The 17045-nt window shown below is 73.0% G+C and carries 16 protein-coding genes and 1 riboswitch; all 16 genes read right to left on the bottom strand.

Annotated elements, in window-relative coordinates; genetic code table 11:
* Positions 1-19 precede the first annotated feature (19 nt).
* Complete coding sequence (locus IXW69_RS09015) at positions 20-787, bottom strand: amino acid ABC transporter ATP-binding protein (protein ID WP_194786008.1); 768 nt, start codon at positions 785-787, stop codon at positions 20-22.
* Positions 788-1063: 276 nt separating this feature from the next.
* Positions 1064-1897: a TrmH family RNA methyltransferase gene (locus tag IXW69_RS09010; RefSeq protein ID WP_194786029.1), complete on the bottom strand. Its 834-nt coding sequence runs from the start codon at positions 1895-1897 to the stop codon at positions 1064-1066.
* 248 nt (positions 1898-2145) lie between these two features.
* On the bottom strand, positions 2146-2526 hold the full coding sequence (gene rplT, locus IXW69_RS09005) for a 50S ribosomal protein L20 (RefSeq protein ID WP_194786007.1): 381 nt from the start codon (positions 2524-2526) through the stop codon (positions 2146-2148).
* A gap of 28 nt (positions 2527-2554) precedes the next feature.
* A complete protein-coding gene (rpmI, locus tag IXW69_RS09000; protein ID WP_194786006.1) occupies positions 2555-2749 on the bottom strand; it encodes a 50S ribosomal protein L35 in 195 nt (64 codons plus the stop codon).
* Between the two features lie 87 nt (positions 2750-2836).
* Positions 2837-3448, bottom strand: a complete 612-nt coding sequence (gene infC / locus IXW69_RS08995; RefSeq protein WP_407646558.1) for a translation initiation factor IF-3 — start codon at positions 3446-3448, stop codon at positions 2837-2839.
* A 376-nt stretch (positions 3449-3824) separates the two neighbouring features.
* On the bottom strand, positions 3825-4598 hold the full coding sequence (locus IXW69_RS08990; RefSeq protein ID WP_228525200.1) for an SseB family protein: 774 nt from the start codon (positions 4596-4598) through the stop codon (positions 3825-3827).
* A gap of 101 nt (positions 4599-4699) precedes the next feature.
* Complete coding sequence (gene priA, locus IXW69_RS08985) at positions 4700-5452, bottom strand: bifunctional 1-(5-phosphoribosyl)-5-((5-phosphoribosylamino)methylideneamino)imidazole-4-carboxamide isomerase/phosphoribosylanthranilate isomerase PriA (RefSeq protein ID WP_194786004.1); 753 nt, start codon at positions 5450-5452, stop codon at positions 4700-4702.
* An 85-nt stretch (positions 5453-5537) separates the two neighbouring features.
* The gene (gene hisH / locus IXW69_RS08980) at positions 5538-6209 is read right to left on the bottom strand and encodes an imidazole glycerol phosphate synthase subunit HisH (protein WP_194786003.1); all 672 of its coding nucleotides are present in this window, start codon (positions 6207-6209) and stop codon (positions 5538-5540) included.
* Between the two features lie 67 nt (positions 6210-6276).
* On the bottom strand, positions 6277-7230 hold the full coding sequence (locus IXW69_RS08975; RefSeq protein ID WP_194786002.1) for a hypothetical protein: 954 nt from the start codon (positions 7228-7230) through the stop codon (positions 6277-6279).
* Positions 7230-7829 (bottom strand): imidazoleglycerol-phosphate dehydratase HisB, encoded by a 600-nt coding sequence (gene hisB / locus IXW69_RS08970; protein ID WP_194786001.1) that lies wholly within the window; start codon positions 7827-7829, stop codon positions 7230-7232. The genes IXW69_RS08975 and hisB overlap by 1 nt, the downstream gene beginning before the upstream one ends.
* The gene (locus tag IXW69_RS08965) at positions 7826-8965 is read right to left on the bottom strand and encodes a histidinol-phosphate transaminase (RefSeq protein ID WP_194786000.1); all 1140 of its coding nucleotides are present in this window, start codon (positions 8963-8965) and stop codon (positions 7826-7828) included. The genes hisB and IXW69_RS08965 overlap by 4 nt, the downstream gene beginning before the upstream one ends.
* Positions 8966-9029: 64 nt before the next feature.
* Entirely contained in the window at positions 9030-10982 is a 1953-nt protein-coding gene (locus tag IXW69_RS08960; RefSeq protein WP_194785999.1) for a cation:proton antiporter, read from the bottom strand.
* A 139-nt stretch (positions 10983-11121) separates the two neighbouring features.
* Complete coding sequence (locus IXW69_RS08955) at positions 11122-12993, bottom strand: cation:proton antiporter (protein WP_194785998.1); 1872 nt, start codon at positions 12991-12993, stop codon at positions 11122-11124.
* 72 nt (positions 12994-13065) lie between these two features.
* Complete coding sequence (locus IXW69_RS08950; protein ID WP_194785997.1) at positions 13066-14268, bottom strand: cobalamin-independent methionine synthase II family protein; 1203 nt, start codon at positions 14266-14268, stop codon at positions 13066-13068.
* A 29-nt stretch (positions 14269-14297) separates the two neighbouring features.
* Positions 14298-15506: a cobalamin-independent methionine synthase II family protein gene (locus IXW69_RS08945; RefSeq protein WP_194785996.1), complete on the bottom strand. Its 1209-nt coding sequence runs from the start codon at positions 15504-15506 to the stop codon at positions 14298-14300.
* 224 nt (positions 15507-15730) lie between these two features.
* Positions 15731-15823, bottom strand: a riboswitch (SAM riboswitch).
* Positions 15824-16052: 229 nt separating this feature from the next.
* Entirely contained in the window at positions 16053-16943 is an 891-nt protein-coding gene (locus IXW69_RS08940; RefSeq protein ID WP_194785995.1) for a MarR family winged helix-turn-helix transcriptional regulator, read from the bottom strand.
* Between the last annotated feature and the right edge of the window lie 102 nt (positions 16944-17045).

The raw sequence follows: 17045 nt of genomic DNA, 5'->3' as shown, positions 1-17045 counted from the left end.
TCGCGGTGGGACGAACCGGTCAGTGGCTGAGGATCTTGGAGAGGAAGTCGCGGGCGCGCTCGGAGGAAGGGTGCGCGAAGAAGGACTCGGGCTCGGCGTCCTCGACGACCTGGCCGTGGTCCATGAAGATCACGCGGTCGGCCACCTGGCGGGCGAATCCCATCTCGTGGGTGACGACGAGCATGGTCATGCCGGAGGTGGCGAGGTCCTTGATGACGTCGAGGACCTCGGTGATCATCTCGGGGTCGAGGGCGGAGGTCGGCTCGTCGAAGAGCATGACCTTGGGGTCCATGGCGAGAGCCCGGGCGATGGCGACGCGCTGCTGCTGCCCGCCGGAGAGCTGGGGCGGGCGCTTGCCGGCCTGGTCGGCGAGGCCGACACGCTCGAGGAGCTCGTGGGCGCGGGCCTCCGCCTGCACCTTGGGGACCTTGCGCACGTGAACCGGCGCCATCGTGATGTTGTCGAGGACGGTGCGGTGCGGGAAGAGGTTGAAGGACTGGAAGACCATGCCGACGTCGGCGCGCAGGCGGGCGAGCTCCTTGCCCTCCTCGGGCAGGGGGACGCCGTCGATCGTGATGGTGCCCTGTTGGAAGGTCTCGAGCCGGTTGACGGTGCGGCACAGGGTCGACTTGCCGGAGCCCGAGGCGCCGATGACGGCGACGACCTCGCCCCGGTTGACGTCGAGGGAGACGTCGTCCAGGGCCTGGAAGTCGCCGTACCACTTGGAGACGTGGCTGATCCGGACGAGGGGCTCGTCGGCGGCGGTGGGGGCAAGGGTGTGTGTCACGGTGAACCTCACTGGGTTCAGGAGGCGTGGCCTCGCGGACGGGTGGTGGCTGGAGCGGGGTCGCTCAGGACCTCCGGTGGCGGCTCAGCGGTCGCTCAGCGGTGAAGACGACAGCCACGACAGCGACGGGTCGGCGTGCTCATGGCAGTGCTCATGCGACGCTCCCTCCTGTCCGGAAACGGGCGCCTGCGTCCCAGGGTCGGGACGGGCGTGCTCGTGACGATAGCACCGTGGGCTCTCGTGCGCCCGGTGCCGTCTCATGCAGCGGCTGCGCGGTCACTCCCCCGCGTGGTGGGCGCGGGCGGAGGCGTAGAGGCAGATCGCGGCGGCCGTGGCGACGTTGAGGGACTCGGCCTCGCCGTAGACCGGGATGGAGACGACGGCGTCGGCGGTGCCGAGCGTGGCCGGTGCGAAGCCTCGGGCCTCGTTGCCGAGGAGCCAGGCGGTCGGGACGACGAGGCGCTCTTCGGCCGCGGGCGAGTACAGGCCTGTCTCCCCCGCGCCGTCGGCGGCCAGGACGGAGAGCCCTGCGGCCTTGAGCGCGGTGACGGCCTCGTCGAGGGTGAGGTCGGAGACGACGGGCAGGTGGAAGAGGCTGCCGGCGGTGGAGCGCACGACCTTCGGGTTCGTCGGGTCGACGGAGCCGCGGGCGAGGACGACGGCGTCGGCGCCGGCGGCGTCGGCGACGCGGATGATGGTGCCGGCGTTGCCGGGGTCCTGGGTCTCGGTGAGGACGGCGACGAGGCGGGCGCCCCGCTCGAGGAGGGCGGCGAGCGCCTCGATGCCCGTCGGGGCGTCGGCGCCCGCGGCAGTCGCGACGACGGCGAGGACGCCCTGCGCGTCCGTGCTCATCGCGGCCATGACCTCGTCGCTGACGAGGTGGACGTAGACGTCTGCGTCCTGCGCGGCGGCGAGGACGTCGGAGTGCCGCTCGAGGCCCTGCTGGGTGAGGTAGAGGTCCTGGACGCGGGAGGGTTGGTGGACGACGGCCTCACGGACGCCCTGGGGTCCCTCGACGAGGAAGCGGCCGTGCTTGGTGCGGGCGCGCCGGGAGGCGAGGGCGGCGACGCGGCTGACGCGCTGGGCTCCAGGGTTGTCGAGGAAGCCCATGGAGGTGCCGACGACGGGGGCGCCGTCCTCGGTCTCGATGGGTGTGCCGGGGTGCCAGTGGTCCTTGCGCTTGCTCACGCGGGGCAGCCTACGGCAGAGGTGGAGGCGGCTGGGGAGCAGGCGGCACGGCCGGCCGGCCGCACGACCTCGGCACGCACGACGACGGCGCCGCCTCCCGGGTGGGAGGCGGCGCCGTCGGTGGTGGTCAGCCGGCGTCCGCTCGTGCGGTGCCGCTGAGGACCGGAGGCTCAGGCCTTGGGGGCGTTGACGTCCTCGGGCAGGGCGGCCTTGGCGGTCTCGACGAGGGCCTTGAAGGCGGCCGGCTCGTTGACGGCCAGCTCAGCCAGCATCTTGCGGTCGATCTCGACACCGGCGAGGCCGAGGCCCTGGATGAACCGGTTGTAGGTGAGGCCCTCGGCGCGCGCCGCGGCGTTGATGCGCTGGATCCAGAGGCGACGGAAGTCGCCCTTCTTCGCGCGGCGGTCGCGGAACGCGTAGACGCCGGAGTGGGTGACCTGCTCCTTGGCCTTGCGGTAGAGACGCGAGCGCTGGCCGCGGTAGCCCGAGGCCTGCTCGAGAACGGTACGACGCTTCTTCTGGGCGTTGACAGCCCGCTTCACACGTGCCATGTGATGACTCCTTCAGTGGTGGGGCCGGTCAGCGACCGAGCAGCTTCTTGACCTCGCGGACGTTCGACGGGTCCAGGACCTGGTCCCGGGACAGGCGACGCTTGCGACGCGAGGACTTGACCTCGAGGAGGTGGCGCTTGTTGGCCTGCTCGCGCATGATCTTGCCGCTGCCGGTGACCCGGAAGCGCTTCTTGGCACCGGAGTGCGTCTTGTTCTTCGGCATTGTGTTTCCTCTTCTCGGCCGGTGGGCGGTGGCCCGCCGGCTGCGTACCCCTGGCGGTCTGCCGCTGGGGTGGGTCTGTGGTCTGTGTCAGGCCTGCTCGGCGGCCTGGTCCGCAGCCGGAGCCTCGCCCGCCTGCTCGGCGGCCTTGGCGTTCCGGGCCGCGTGCTTCTCGGCGCGACGGCTGGCGCGGGCCTCCTCGCGACGACGGCGCTGGTCGGACTTGACCTCGGCCTTCTTGCGGGTCGGGGCGAGCACCATGACCATCTGGCGGCCGTCCTGGCGGGGGTAGGACTCGATGGTCGCGAGGTCCGCGACCTCCTCGGAGACCTTCTGGAGCAGGCGGACGCCGAGCTCCGGACGGGACTGCTCACGGCCGCGGAAGCGGCAGATGCACTTGACCTTGTCCCCGCCCTCGAGGAAGCGCTTCACGTGACCCATCTTGGTCGCGTAGTCGTGCTCATCGATCTTGGGCCGGAACTGGATCTCCTTGAGCTGGGTGTTCGACTGGTTACGCCGGGCGTCGCGCGCCTTCATGGCCGACTCGTACTTGAACTTGCCGTAGTCCATGAGCTTGCACACCGGGGGGCGTGCGTCGGGCGCGACCTCGACGAGATCGAGGTTGGCCTCCTCGGCCAGGCGCAGTGCGTCCTCGACGCGGACGACGCCGACCTGCTCACCGCTGGGGCCGACGAGGCGCACCTCGGGGACGCGGATCCGTTCGTTGATACGGGGCTCGCTGATGGTTGTTCCTCACTCCTGGTGACGATGACCGAGCAACGAGAAAGGGCCTCGCCGCTTAGCGCGAGCGAAGGCCCTGTCACGCGCCCCTCAGGGGCGCGGTCCCGCTGCGCCCAGGCGCGGGGACCACGAGGATCGCTCCTCGTCTGACCCGGTTCCCCATGGGGAACCCAGGTGGGATCTCTCCGCTTGCGTGCCGGAGACGGACCCCGGCCGGTCGATCCGTAGGTTACCAGGTCACCCAGGATGCTCCCAGGCCCGCGTGGCCGCACCCTCCGTGAGGCTGCCCACGCCGACGTCGTCGGGCGCGGCCGGTCGGCACGGGGTCGAAAGCCCGTCAGGCGGGCACCGGGCAGAGCTCGACGGTGTCGATGAGCTCACCCCAGGCAGGGTTGACCATGACGTGCTGGCAGGCCTCGAGGCTCGCGGCGACGGCGGGCATGCCACCGGAGGCGTCGATGCGGATGAAGACGCGCAGCTCGGCCGTCTCCCCGGGCTCGAAGGCGACGCCGGTGACGCCGTCGACGGCGAGGAGCTGGGCCGTCGCCTCATCCTGGATCGCCTCGCTGCGCCAGGACGGGACCCAGCCCTCTCCCCCGGCCAGGGCGACGACCGCGGGGCGCGGCAGGCGCAGGTCGAGGGTGCCGGGGTCGAGGACCCAGAGCTGGTCGGTGTGCTCGACGGCGACCTGGGCGGCGCGCTCGGGCTCGATCGGCACGGGGCGCACGTCGGAGCGCCAGGCGCTCATGGCGGCCGCGGAGGTGAAGACCGGCAGGGCGATGTGCCCGTCGGGCAGGTCGACGGCGAGGGTGGCCGCGTCCTGGGCGGCGTCGGCGGTGTGGACCTCGTGGGCGGGGACTGTGGCGCCCCCGACCTCTCGCTCGGCGACGGCGGGTCCGGCGAGCCTCGTCGGGCCGTCGACCTGGCTCGGAGCGTGGACGGCGTGGGCGGCCACGGGCACGATGACGCGCGAGCCGGCGAGGGCCGCCCAGAGGCGGTCGAGGTACTCGTGGCGCGGGAGGTCGGTCGCCTCAAGAGCGGCGGTGACGGCCGGGTCGGCGGAGCCGTCGTCGGTGGCGAAGGGCGTCGGGGCGGCGAGGAGTCTCGCCATCTTGGCGCGGGCGGCGAGGACCGCCTGAACCTGAGGGTCGTCGTCAACGGCTGCAGTACCGAGCCCGGCACCGTCCGAGGCGGATGAGCCCTGCGCCGTCATCAGCGGGCCAGCCCGTCGACGGCCAGGGGCTCCTCGCCGCGGGCGACGCGCAGCGCGTCCTGGAGGGTGAAGTTGCCGTTGTAGAGGGCCTTGCCGACGATCGCCGAGTCGACACCCTCGTCCACGAGCGCCGCGAGGGCCGCGATGTCGGCGAGGTGGGCGATGCCGCCGGAGGCGACGACGGGGGCGTCGGTGCGCGAGGCGACCTGGCGGAGGAGCTCGGTGTTGGGGCCCTGGAGGGTGCCGTCCTTGGTGACGTCAGTGACGACGTAGCGGGAGCAGCCGGCCGCGTTGAGGCGGTCGAGGGTCTCCCAGAGGTCGCCGCCCTCCTTGGTCCAGCCGCGGGCGGCCAGCGCCGTGCCGCGCACGTCGAGGCCGACGGCGACCTTGTCCCCGTACTCGCGGATGACGCGTTCGGTCCACTCGGGGTCCTCGAGGGCGGCGGTGCCGATGTTGACGCGGGCCGCGCCGGCTGCGAGCGCCCGCTCGAGGGAGGCGTCGTCGCGGATGCCGCCGGAGAGTTCGACCTTGATGCCGACCTCGCCGACGATGCGGGACAGGAGGGCGGCGTTGGAGCCGCGGCCGAAGGCGGCGTCGAGGTCCACGAGGTGGATCCACTCGGCGCCTGCCTCGCCCCAGTCGCGGGCGGCGTCGACGGGGCTGCCGTAGTCCGTCTCGGAGCCGGCCTCACCCTGGAGGAGGCGGACGGCCTTGCCGTCGGCGACGTCGACGGCGGGCAGGAGGGTCAGCATGAGGTAGTCCTTCGGATCGGTCGGGTAGGTCGGTCGTTGTGCGCGTCGGGTCGGTCGATCGAGCCGCTGACGCCCACGCGGCCCGTCACAGGGTGGCGAGCCAGTTTCGCAGAAGCTGGGCGCCGGCGTCGCCGGACTTCTCGGGGTGGAACTGGGTGGCCGACAGCGGGCCGTTCTCCACCGCGGCGACGAAGTCCTCGCCGTGCGTCGCCCACGTGGCCTGCGGCAGACGCGTGGCGGACTCGGCGAGACCGGCGGCGGGGTCGGTCTTGGCGGCGTAGGAGTGGACGAAGTAGAAGCGCTCGGACTCGACGCCGTCGAAGAGGACGGAGCGCGCGGGCGGCCGGACCTCGGACCAGCCCATGTGGGGGACGACGTCGGCGTCGAGCCGCGAGACGGTCCCGGCCCACTCACCGAGTCCCGGGACCCGGGAGCCCCCGTCGCCAGCGACGTCGTCGGTGCCGTCCGCGTACTCGGTGGAGTCCTCGAACATGACCTGCATGCCCACGCAGATCCCGAGGACGGGGCGGCCACCGGCGAGACGGCGCTCGATGAGGCGGGGGGCGTCGACGAAGCGGAGCTGGTTCATGACGGCGGCGAAGGCGCCGACGCCGGGGACGACGAGGCCGTCGGCGGCCTCGACCTCCGCGGCGTCCGCGGTGAGAGTCACCTCGGCCCCGACGCGCTCGAGGGCGCGCACCGCCGACCGGACGTTGCCGGATCCGTAGCCCAGGACGACGACGCGTGGCTGACTCATGTGATGAGCCTACCGCCCGGGTGCGACACGGAATCGTGACCGTCCGGTGCCCGGGCGGGCGCCTGGCTCAGTTCTGCGAGTCGCCCTTGGGACGGCGCAGGCCCCGGCCGAACAGGCGCATGGCACGGCCCGGCTTGACGTCCTCGGTGCGGATGGCGCCCGGAGCGTCCTCGGCCCGGGTGACGCCGAGGAGGACGTCCTCGACGACCTGGTCGACGGCCGCGAGGATGAGGCCAGCGCTGGCCTCCTCCCCCGCCTGGGCGTTCTGGTAGCGGCGCGCGGTCATCGTGCCGGACAGGCCCGACTCGATGCCGACGTCGGTGGCGAGGTCCGCGGTGAGCAGGACGACGCCGGCGCGCGAGAGGCGCGAGAGGGCGCTCGCGAGCTCGGCCGCCTCGGCAGGCTCGGAGTCCTCGCCGCCGAGCAGCTCGGTGACGTCCCACTCGGAGTGGGCGGAGACGAGCTCCTTGACCGCGAAGGCCCCGGAGGAGGCCGGGACGACGACGCAGTCGAGGTCGCTCATCCTGCACAGGGCCGCGAGCGCGTCGGCGGAGGCGAGCGGCGTGAGGACGACGGCGACCTTGACGGCCTTGGCGGCCACGGTCGGGTCCGCAGACGCGGCGTCGGCTGCTCCGTCGGCGCCCTCGCCCGCAGTGGGCGCGGCGGCGAGGGCGGCCGCGAGGGCCGCGATCTCGTCCTCCTGCCCTTCGCTCAGACCGTCGTCGGGCTCCTCGCTGGGAGCGCGGTAGGTGTTGTGGGGGACGTCGTCGGCGGAGACCGTGTGGACGGAGCCGCCGGTCTCGTTGCGCTCGGGCTCCTGCGCGTCGTCGGCGTCGGTCTCGCCGGCGCGGTCGTCGTCGGAGGGCTGCGCCTCGTCGAGGGCGGCGAGGTCCGCCTGCATCTCGGCGGGGAGCTCGAGGCCCTCCATCATGGCGGCGAACTCGGCGTCGATGTCCTGCGGCTCGTCGGCGCCGTCTGTGGCGTCAGGACCCGTGGGGCCCGCTCCGTGACCGTCGTGCATCACAGGGCCCCCTTCGTGGACGGGATGCCGTCGACGCGCGGGTCGGGCTCGATGGCCTGGCGCAGGGCGCGCGCGAGGGCCTTGAACTCGGACTCGGCGATGTGGTGCGGGTCGCGGCCGGAGATGACGCGGACGTGCAGGCAGATGCCGGCGTGGTAGGCGATGGCCTCGAGGACGTGGCGCACCATGGAGCCGGTGAAGTGCCCGCCGATGAGGTGGTGGACGAAGGCCTCGGACTCGCCGTCGTGAACGAGGTAGGGGCGGCCGGAGATGTCGACGACCGCCTGGGCGAGGGCCTCGTCGAGCGGGACGGTCGCGTCGCCGAAGCGGCGGATGCCACGCTTGTCCCCCAGCGCCTCCTTGAGCGTCTCGCCGATGCAGATGGCGGTGTCCTCCACAGTGTGGTGGACGTCGATGTCCGTGTCGCCGCTGGCGCGGACGGTGAGGTCGATGAGCGAGTGCTTGCCCAGGGCCGTCAGCATGTGGTTGTAGAAGGGGACGGTCGTCTCGATGTCCGTCCGGCCGGTGCCGTCGAGGTCGATCTCGACGACGACGCTGGACTCGCTCGTCGTCCTCTCAATACGGGCGGTGCGGCTCATGCGTTCCTCTCCTCGCTGCTGGGGGCGACGGCCGTGAGGGCGGTGCGGAAGGCCTCCATCTCCTCGGGCGTGCCGATGCAGACCCGAAGGTACCCGTCCGGGCCGACGACGCGGATGAGGACGCCGCGCTCGAGGAGGGCCTCGAAGACGGCCTCGCGGTCCTCGAAGGGGCCGAAGAGCACGAAGTTGGAGTCGGACTCGTAGGCGTTCCAGCCCTGCTCGCGCAGCCAGGTGACGAGTCCGTCGCGCTCGCCGCGCAGGGAGGCCACCTGGCTCATGAGCTCCTCGCGGTGCGAGAGCGCCGCGAGCGCCGCGGCCTGGCTGACGGCGGAGAGGTGGTAGGGCAGGCGGACGACGCGCAGGCAGTCGACGAGCTCGCGGGAGGCCGCGAGGTAGCCCAGCCGCAGCCCCGCCATGCCGAAGGCCTTGGACATGGTGCGCGAGACGGCGAGGTGCGGGTTGTCGGCGAGGAGCTCGAGGGCGGAGGGGACTCCGGGGCGACGGAACTCGCCGTAGGCCTCGTCGATCACGACGACGGCGTCGGTGGGCTCGCCGTCGGCCGTGAGCGGGCCGGCGCCGCGGGCGGCGTCGAGGACGGCGCGGACGTCGTCGAGCGGGAGGGCGGTGCCCGTGGGGTTGTTCGGGCTGGCGAGGATGACGACGGCCGGGCGTGTGCGAGCGATCGCCTCGCGAACGACGTCGAGGTCGAGGGTGAAGTCGACGGCGCGCGGCTCGGTGACGTACTCGGTGAGGGTGTCGCGCGCGTACTCGGGGTACATCGAGTACGTGGGCGTGAAGGTGAGGCAGGTGCGCCCGGGGCCGCCGAAGGCCTGAAGGACGTGGAGCATGACCTCGTTCGAGCCGTTGGCGGCCCACACCTGCTCCGGCGCCACGCGCACGCCCGACTCCACGTCGAGGTAATCCGCGAGCGCGCCGCGCAGGGCCTGGAAGTCTCGGTCCGGGTAGCGGTTGAGCCCGGTGGCGGCCTCGGCGACGGCGTCGCGGATCGACGCGACGACGGCCTCGGACGGCGCGTAGGGGTTCTCGTTGACGTTGAGGCGGACGGGGACGTCGAGCTCGGGGGCGCCGTAGGGCGTCTCGCCCTCGAGCCCGGGTCGCAGGGGCAGCGTGCTCATGCCCGGGAGTCTACGGGCGGCGCCGACGCGGCCGACGAGCGGTCCGGGTGCTGGCGCAGCATTCTCACCGGTGCGTCTCGAGCATGATCTGCTCGGCGTCCAGGCGCGCCAGCGCGTAGGCGAGGGTGCCGGAGGAGAAGATCCCCTCGTCGCGGGCGTCGAGGATGGCGTCGCGCTGCTGACGGATCGCGTCGATCGCCAGCTCGCGCACGTGCGCTGCGTCAAGAGCCTCGGAGGCCTGCGCGGAGCCCGCGCGGGCGGCCGCCTGGTCGGCCGCCATCTCCTCGTCCACCGCCTGCTCGGCGGCGACGTCGTCGCCCGACGCACCAGGCTCGGCGAGGGTCGCGTCGGCCGCCTCGACGGGGCTGCCCTCGCCGTGGTGGTGATGGAGCACCCGTCCGAGGGTCGACCACCCGGTCATGACGCGGGCGACGCGCTGCGGGCCTGCCTCGTCGGAGGCGTGGTCGGCGATGGCCTCGGACAGGGCTGAGGACTTCGCGGCCGACGCGAGGAGGCGGACGAGCCGGTCCCGCTCCTCACGGTCCGTCATCTCGGACGCCATGGCAGGGCGGACCAGCGTGATGAGCCACGGGAGGGTGAGGCCCTGGACGGTCAGCGAGCCCGCGGCCACGACGAGCGCGACGAGCAGCAGGAAGGGACGCGAGGGCGTCGCGGTGGGCAGGGTCTGGGCGGCCGCCAGTGTGATGGCGCCTCGCATGCCCGCCCACACGATGACGGCACCCTCGCGCCAGCCGAGCGGCTCGTTGCGGAAGTACTCGAGGTCCGCGCCGAGCCGGCGCGCGCGCCGCCGCTCCCGGCGCAGGCTCCGGCCGACGGGACTGAGCCGGGTGGCCGCCGGGGCCTGCCGTGGCCCGGCACCGTCGTCACCGCCGTCGGTGGTCCCGTCAGCGTCGTCGCCCGGTCCGCCGACGCCGTCGGCGGACAGGGCGGTCAGACGCTCCTCCATCCGGGCGAGGGCGTCGGCGTGCCGGTTGTGGCGGTGCCGTCGGCCGCGTCCCAGCAGCCGGAGCCCGGGGATGAGGACCGCGACGAACGCGCCGCGAACGCTGATCGTGACGACGGCGGCGACGACGGCGACGAGCACGGCCGTGCCCACGCCGAGGCCGTCCCGCTCCACCTCCGCGACGATCCCGAAGGCCTGGACCCCCATGGTGAGGAAGATGAGGCCCTCGAGGAGCAGCTCGATCGTCTGCCAGTTGCGGTCGCCGGCCTGGCGGTAGGACGGCGGGAGGAGGCGCGGACCTCGGTAGGACAGGACGAGTCCCGCGACGACGGCGGCCACGAGCCCGGAGCCGCCGAGGTGCTCGGCCGGCACCGAGGCCAGGAAGGGGATGGTGAAGGTCAGGGCCGTGTCCATCGGGGCGCGCAGCACGCGGGCTCGCGTCCGCACGGCGAGCTCGCCCACCGCCCAGCCGATGACGACGGCCACGACGAGGGCGAGGAGGAAGTCGGGGACGAGGGCGCCGGGGCTGAGCTCCCCGTCGTCGTGAGCGAGGCCGGCCGCCGTCGCGCTGGACAGGAGGACGAGGGCGGAGGCGTCGTTGAAGAGGCCCTCGCCCTCGAGGACCGTGATGACACGGCGTCCGACGCCCGAGCCCCGGGCGATGGAGACGGCGACGGCGTCGGTGGGGCTGATGACGGAGGCCAGGGCGATCGCCCACGGCAGGGTGAGGGCGGGGACGAGGGCGTCCAGGACGAGGCCGAGGAGGACGGCCGTGGCCAGGACGAGGCCGATCGCGAGCCCGGAGACGGCGACGACCTCGCGTCGGAAGTCCATGACGGGCAGCGAGGCCGCCGTCGAGAACAGGAGGGCCGGCAGGACCACCTCGAGGATGACCTCCGGGTCCACCGTGAGGCCACCGCCCCACGGCGTGAGGCCGACGGCGACGCCGAGGGCCAGGAGGATGAGCGGGGAGGCGACGCCGACGCGCGGCGCGAGCTGGTTGGAGACGACGACGGCAAGGATCCCGGCGACCGCGATGACGAGGGTCTGCACCGGGCCACCCTAGGCGCGCACCGCTCGGACCGCGCGGCGGGCGGGTGCCCCCCCCGGGGCTCGTGGGCACGCTCACGGACGGGGGGCCGCCCGATCCGGCCGGCCACCGGCGCGCGAGCGAGCGCTCCGCGGAGCGGCCTCAGTGGGAGGACAGCATGATCTCCTCGGCGTCGAGGCGCTCGAGGGCGAGCTCCAGGGCCGACGAGTGGAAGAGGCCCTCGTCGCGCGCCTCGATGAGGGCGTCGCGCTGCGTCTGGATCGCCTCGATGGCGAGGTCACGGACCTGCTCGCGGCTCAGCGGCTCGATGGCCTCCTCGGCGGCCTCGACGGCGTCGTGCTGGTCCGCCTCCTGCGAGACCGGCGCGGCTTGCGGCACGGGCTGTTCAACGTCGTCGTCCCTCCGCGCGCGCTGCTGCGCCAGACCCGTCCGGCCGACGAGCGAGAGGGAGCGGCCGGCGTCGCGCGTGGCCGTGTTGCCGGCCTCGTACTGCTCCTGCATCGCGCGGGCCAGGGCAGTGTCCTTGACAGCGTGGCCGAGGAGCTTGAGGAGGCGCCTCTGCTCGGCGGCCTCCTCCTCGGGGTCGGCCGTCTGGGGCCTGACCCGGGCGATGAGCGGGACGAGGGTGAGCCCCTGGATGACGAGGGAGCCTCCGGCCACGAGCAGCGCGACCAGCAGGAGGACGGGGCGCATCGGTGCGGTGAACGGGAGGGTCTGGGCGGCAGCGAGGGTGACGACCCCGCGCATCCCCGCCCACACGATGACGCTTCCCTCACGGGGCCCGAGCGGGGTCTGCGTCCAGTAGGCGAGGTCGCCGGCGACGCGATTCTGCTTGCGGTGGCCGCGGTCGAGGCGATGCCGCCACCGGTCCAGGGCGCGGGCCCAGTCGTCCTGGGTGAGGTTGCGGGCGGCGAGCATCTCGTCATCGACGTCGCAGGCGTGGGAGAGGCGCTCCTCGAACTGCTCAAGACGCTCGGCGCCGACCGCGACGCGGCGGGCGTTGCGGTGGCGCGCGGAGGCGAGCCAGGCGAGCAGCGGCGCGACGAAGACGGCGCGGAGCACGACGGTGAGCGCACCCGCGGTGACGGCCACGAGGACCGCGCGGCCGACGCCGGGCCCCCCGGGCAGGACGTCGACCTCGTGGTAGATGCCGTAGGCCTGCAGCCCCATGAACAGGAAGATGCCGCCCTCGAGGACGAGCTCGGCGGTCTTCCAGTTCTGCTGGGCGAAGCGTCGGTTCTGGGCGCCCATGACGGAGACCCGCCGCCGGGACACGACGAGCCCGGCGACGACGGCGGCCACGAGCCCGGAGCCGCCGAGGTGGTCGGCGGGCACCGAGGCGAGGAAGGGCATGACGAAGGAGAAGACGGTGTCCGCGGCGGGGTCGGTGATGCGCCCGCGCACCCGGACCCCGATCTCGCCCACCACGAGCCCGATGACGACGGCGACGCCGAGGGCGAGGACGAACTCCCCGGCGACTCCCCACGCGGTGACGCCCTCTCCGCCGGCCTGGCCCGCGGAGACGGCGGCGGAGAGGAGGACGAGGGCGGTGGCGTCGTTGAAGAGGCCCTCGCCCTCGAGGATCGTGATGATCCGGTGGTTGACCCCGGCACCGCGTGCGATGGAGACGGCAACGGCGTCGGTGGGGCTGAGGACGGCGCCGAGAGCGATCGCCCAGGCGAGCGAGACCGCCGGGACGAGCGCGTGGACCGCGAGGCCGATGACGATCGCGGAGATGACGACGAGGCCGATCGCGAGACCGGCGACGCTGCGCAGCTCGCGGCGGAAGTCCATGACGGGCATGCCGACGGCGGCGCCGAAGAGCAGAGGCGGGAGGACGACCTCGAGGATGATCTCGGGGTCGACGCTCACTGTGCCCACCCAGGGCAGGAAGCCGACGAGGACCCCGACGGCCAGGAGGATGAGGGGCGAGGCGACGCCGACCTTGGGCGCGAGCTGGTTGCAGGCGGCGATGATGAGCAGGCCGAGGACCGCGATGACGAGGGTCTCCACGCGCCCAGGGTAGCCAGCGCCACGCCCAGGACGGACCGTACGTCCGAGCGCGCGGTGCCCGCTCGGGAGCGCTCAGAACCTCTCGGAGGCGATGCGGGCGCCCTCGGCGAGGGACTCGAGCTTCGCCCAGGCGATGAGCGGGTGGACGCGCCCGCCCAGGCCGCAGTCGGTCGACGCGATGACGCGCTCCGGGCCGACGATCTCGGCGAACCGCGTGATGCGCTCCGCGACGAGCTCGGGGTGCTCGACGACGTTGGTCGAGTGCGAGACGCAGCCCGGGATGATGACCTTGTCCTCGGGGAGGCTGACGCCCTTCCAGAGGCTCCACTCGTGCTCGTGGCGGGCGTTGGCGGCCTCGAAGGTGTAGCCGCCGGCGTTGACCTTCAGGACGATGTCGACGATCTCCTTGAAGGGGATGTCGGTCGTGTGCGGGCCGTGCCAGGAGCCCCAGCAGACGTGGAAGCGGACCTGCTCGGCCGGGATCCCCTCGAGGGCGCGGTTCGCCGCGGCGGCTCGCTTGGCGATGAACTCGCGGTAGTCGGCGACGGTCGGCTCGGGGTTGATCTGGTCCCAGGACTCGGCCATGTCGGGGGCGTCGAGCTGGACCGTGAGCCCGGCGTCGGTGATCGCCTTGTACTCCTCGTGCATGGCGTCGGCGCAGTCGTCGAGGAGGGCGTCCTCGTCGTCGTAGTAGGCGTTCTTCATGCGCGCGGCGGACCCCGGGGAGAGGGCGGCGACGAAGCCGTCGGCGGGCGTGAGGCCGTTGTCCTTGAGGCCCTGGACGAGGAGGTCGACGTCGGCCTTGACGGCGTCGTCGCCGATGTACGTGATCGGGCCCGTGATCTTGGGGTTCCCGACGACGCTGCGGCCGGTGAGGATGCCGGTCGTCGGGTCCTCGTAGGCCTCGTTGAAGCGGACTCGGTCGCGGCGGTCCCTCATCGTCGTGAGACGGATGTGCCCGGGCTCGGAGCGGACGGTCTCGGTGCTCGCCCAGCGGTCCTCGTCGGTCATGGTGAGGCCGCCGAGGCGGGAGAAGGAGTAGTTCCACCAGGCGCCGTAGTCGACGGCGCCGGAGGTGATGTGGCCGTACTCGCCCTCGTTGACGACGTCGAGGCCGATCTCGTGCTGGCGGGCGACGACCTTGGCGACGGCGTCGGTGAGGACGTCGTGGAAGGCCTCCTCGGTGATGGAGCCGTCGGCGCGACGGAGGTTCGCGTCGAGGAGCTCGGGCGTGCGCGGCAGGGAGCCGACGTGCGTGGTACGGATGTGAGTCATGCTGCTGATCCTCTCGCGGCGGGTGCCGCTCAGACCCGCTCGCTCGCGATGCGGGCGCCCTCGGCGAGGGACTCGAGCTTGGCCCAGGCGATGTGGGAGTGGACACGCCCGCCCAGGCCGCAGTCCGTCGAGGCCACGACGCGCTCGGGGCCGACGATGCTCGTGAAGCGCTCGATGCGCTCGGCGACGAGCTCGGGGTGCTCGAGGACGTTCGTGGCGTGGGAGACGACGCCGGGGATCAGGTACTTGCCGTCGGCGAGCCCGCCGTCCTCGACGAGGCCCTTCCACACGCGCCACTCGTGCTCGTGGCGGGCGTTCGCGGCCTCGAAGGTGAAGCCGTTGGCGTTGACGGCGAGGGCCAGGTCGACGATCTTGTCGAGGCCGAGGTCCGTGGAGTGCGGGCCGTGCCAGGAGCCCCAGCAGATGTGGTAGCGGACCTGGTCGGGGTCGATGCCCTCGAGGGCGTGGTTGAGGGCATCGATGCGGACGGCGGAGAAGCGGCGGTAGTCCTCGACCGACGGCGCGACCTTGAACTGGTCCCAGGACTCGGCGAGGTCGGGGGCGTCGATCTGGACGGTGAGCCCGGCGTCGGTGATCGCCTTGTACTCCTCGCGCAGGCCCTCGGCCCAGGCCCACACGGCGGCCTCGTCGTCCTCGTAGTACTGGTTGCCGATCCGGGCGGCGGCGGCCGGGGAGATGGAGGCGATGAAGCCGTCGGAGACGGGCTTGCCGGCCTTCTCCAGGGCGGACTTGAGGGCCGTGATGTCGCGGGAGACGACGTCCTGGCCGGTGTAGCGGATCTCGCCGGTGACGGTGGGCCACACGGGTGCGGGGGCGGTGGCGAGGTGGATGCCGCTGGTGGGGTCGGAGTAGGCGTCGGCGAAGGCCACCCAGTCGCGGCGGTCGCCCATGTCGTCGAGCTCGAGCTTGCCGGCGGGGGTCGGCTTGTGCTCGGGGAGCTCGTGGAGGATCTCGAGGCCGGAGAAGCGCTCGAAGGAGTAGGACCACCAGCCGCCGTAGTCGACCTTCTCGGTCATGGCGTGGCCGTACTCGCCGTCGTTGACGACGTCGAGGCCGATCTCGGCCTGGCGGGCGACGACGGCGTCGGTCTCCCGGGTCACGACGTCGGCGAGCTCGGCGTCGGAGAGGCTTCCGGCGGCGTGGTCGGCGTTGGCCTTGAGGAGGGTGTCGGTGCGCGGGAGGGAGCCGACGTGGGTGGTGCGGATGCGGGTGGTCATGGTGGTCCTTTTCGTGGCTGCGGCGGCGCCGCGGGCTTGCGTTCGGGGACCGGCGTCGTGACCCGGGCGGGTCGCACGACTTGGGGCTGAGACGACCGGGCGCCTCAGCGGGGCATGACCGCCCCTGCACCGCGCGGCTGCGCGGGCAGGGGAGACTCCGTCCTCACGGTACGGCGACAGGCGCCGGGGGCGTCCGCCTCGCATCGGGTGGTGTTCATGTGTGCCTTCCATCGTTCCTGGCTGGAGCACCTCGCCCGTCGTGGACGTGGTTGCTGCGGCGTCGTGGAGCCAGGTCTCTCAGCCGCTCGGGATGGTTGTGGGCGGAGCATAACCGACGACGGCGGGAGCGTCGCAAGTCGGGGCGCGGCGCTCCCAGAAGCCGAGACGGAGCCGGGGCGCCGCCGCGGGCGAACGCACCGACACGCGCACGCCCCCGTGCCCGCCCAGACGAGCGCGAGCCAGACCTCCCTGGACGAGCCGGGCGCCGTCGGCGTCGTGCTGGTCCAGGAAGGTCCGGCTCGTGGTGGAGCGCTGAGGCTCGGGCCGTCAGGCGCGCTCGCCCCAGCCCTCGAGGCCGGAGCTGCTCGGGCGTCCGAAGCGTCCGAGGCGGCGGCCGCCGCGGAACTCGCGGGCGCCGCGCTCGGGCACCTCGCCGCCGGGGAAGCCAGGGCCGAACTCGCCGCGGCGCGGGCCGTCCTCGCCCGCCGGGCCGCGGCGGTGGCCCTGGTTCATCCCGTGCGGGCCGCCGTGGTGGGGCCCACCGAAGGGGCCGTCCTCGCGTCCGAAGGGGCCAGGGCCGAAGGGGCGGGGGCCGAAGCCCTCCTCGCGCATGCGCATCATGGCCTCGAAGCGCTCGTCACCCATGCGGCGACGGGCCTCGGCCTGCCAGTCGGCGGGGTCCTCGTCGGCGTCGACGCCGAGCTCGGCCTCGAGGGAGTCGATGACCTTGTCGAGCAGCCCGGAGAGGGTCGCGGCCTCGTCGTCGGTGAGGGCGGCCAGGTAGTCGGCCCGTGCGGCACCGACCTCGGCGGCGCGGCCGACGTCGGTGAGGGAGACGAGCATGACCCGCTTGTCCTTCTCGGAGGGGGTGCGCTCGACGAGGCCGTCGCCCTCGAGCTTCTTGAGGAGCTCGTTGAGGGACTGCTGGCGGATGTCGAGCAGGTAGGCGAGCTCGCGGGTGGGGATGGGGCTCTGCATCTGGAGAGCCGCGATGACGCGGCCGCGGCCGCGGGTCGCGTCGCCGAAGCGCCCGGCGCCGTGGGGGCCGCGCTGCTCGTGGTGACGGCGGCGGAGGAGGTGCTGGAGGCGGTGAAGCCGGGTCTCGACGGCGGAGCGGTCGGGGCGGGCGTCCTGGTCGGCGGCGCCGGCGTCGACGGGCTCGTCGGTGGGACGGTTGGTGTTCTGGTTCGGGTCCGAGTTCGATTCCACGGTCGTCATGGTGTTCTCCTGAGTCGTATGGGCACCTTTCTACGGGTACCTGTCGGTTTCTGACGAGGGTGACGTTACAGGCTCCTGTTAAACCTCGTCAAGCAGGTACAG

It is taken from the genome of Actinomyces haliotis, assembly GCF_015355765.1.
GTDB classification, from domain to species: domain Bacteria; phylum Actinomycetota; class Actinomycetes; order Actinomycetales; family Actinomycetaceae; genus Actinomyces; species Actinomyces haliotis.
Note: the sequence above shows the minus strand (reverse complement) of the source record. Positions and strands in the feature narration are given on the sequence as shown.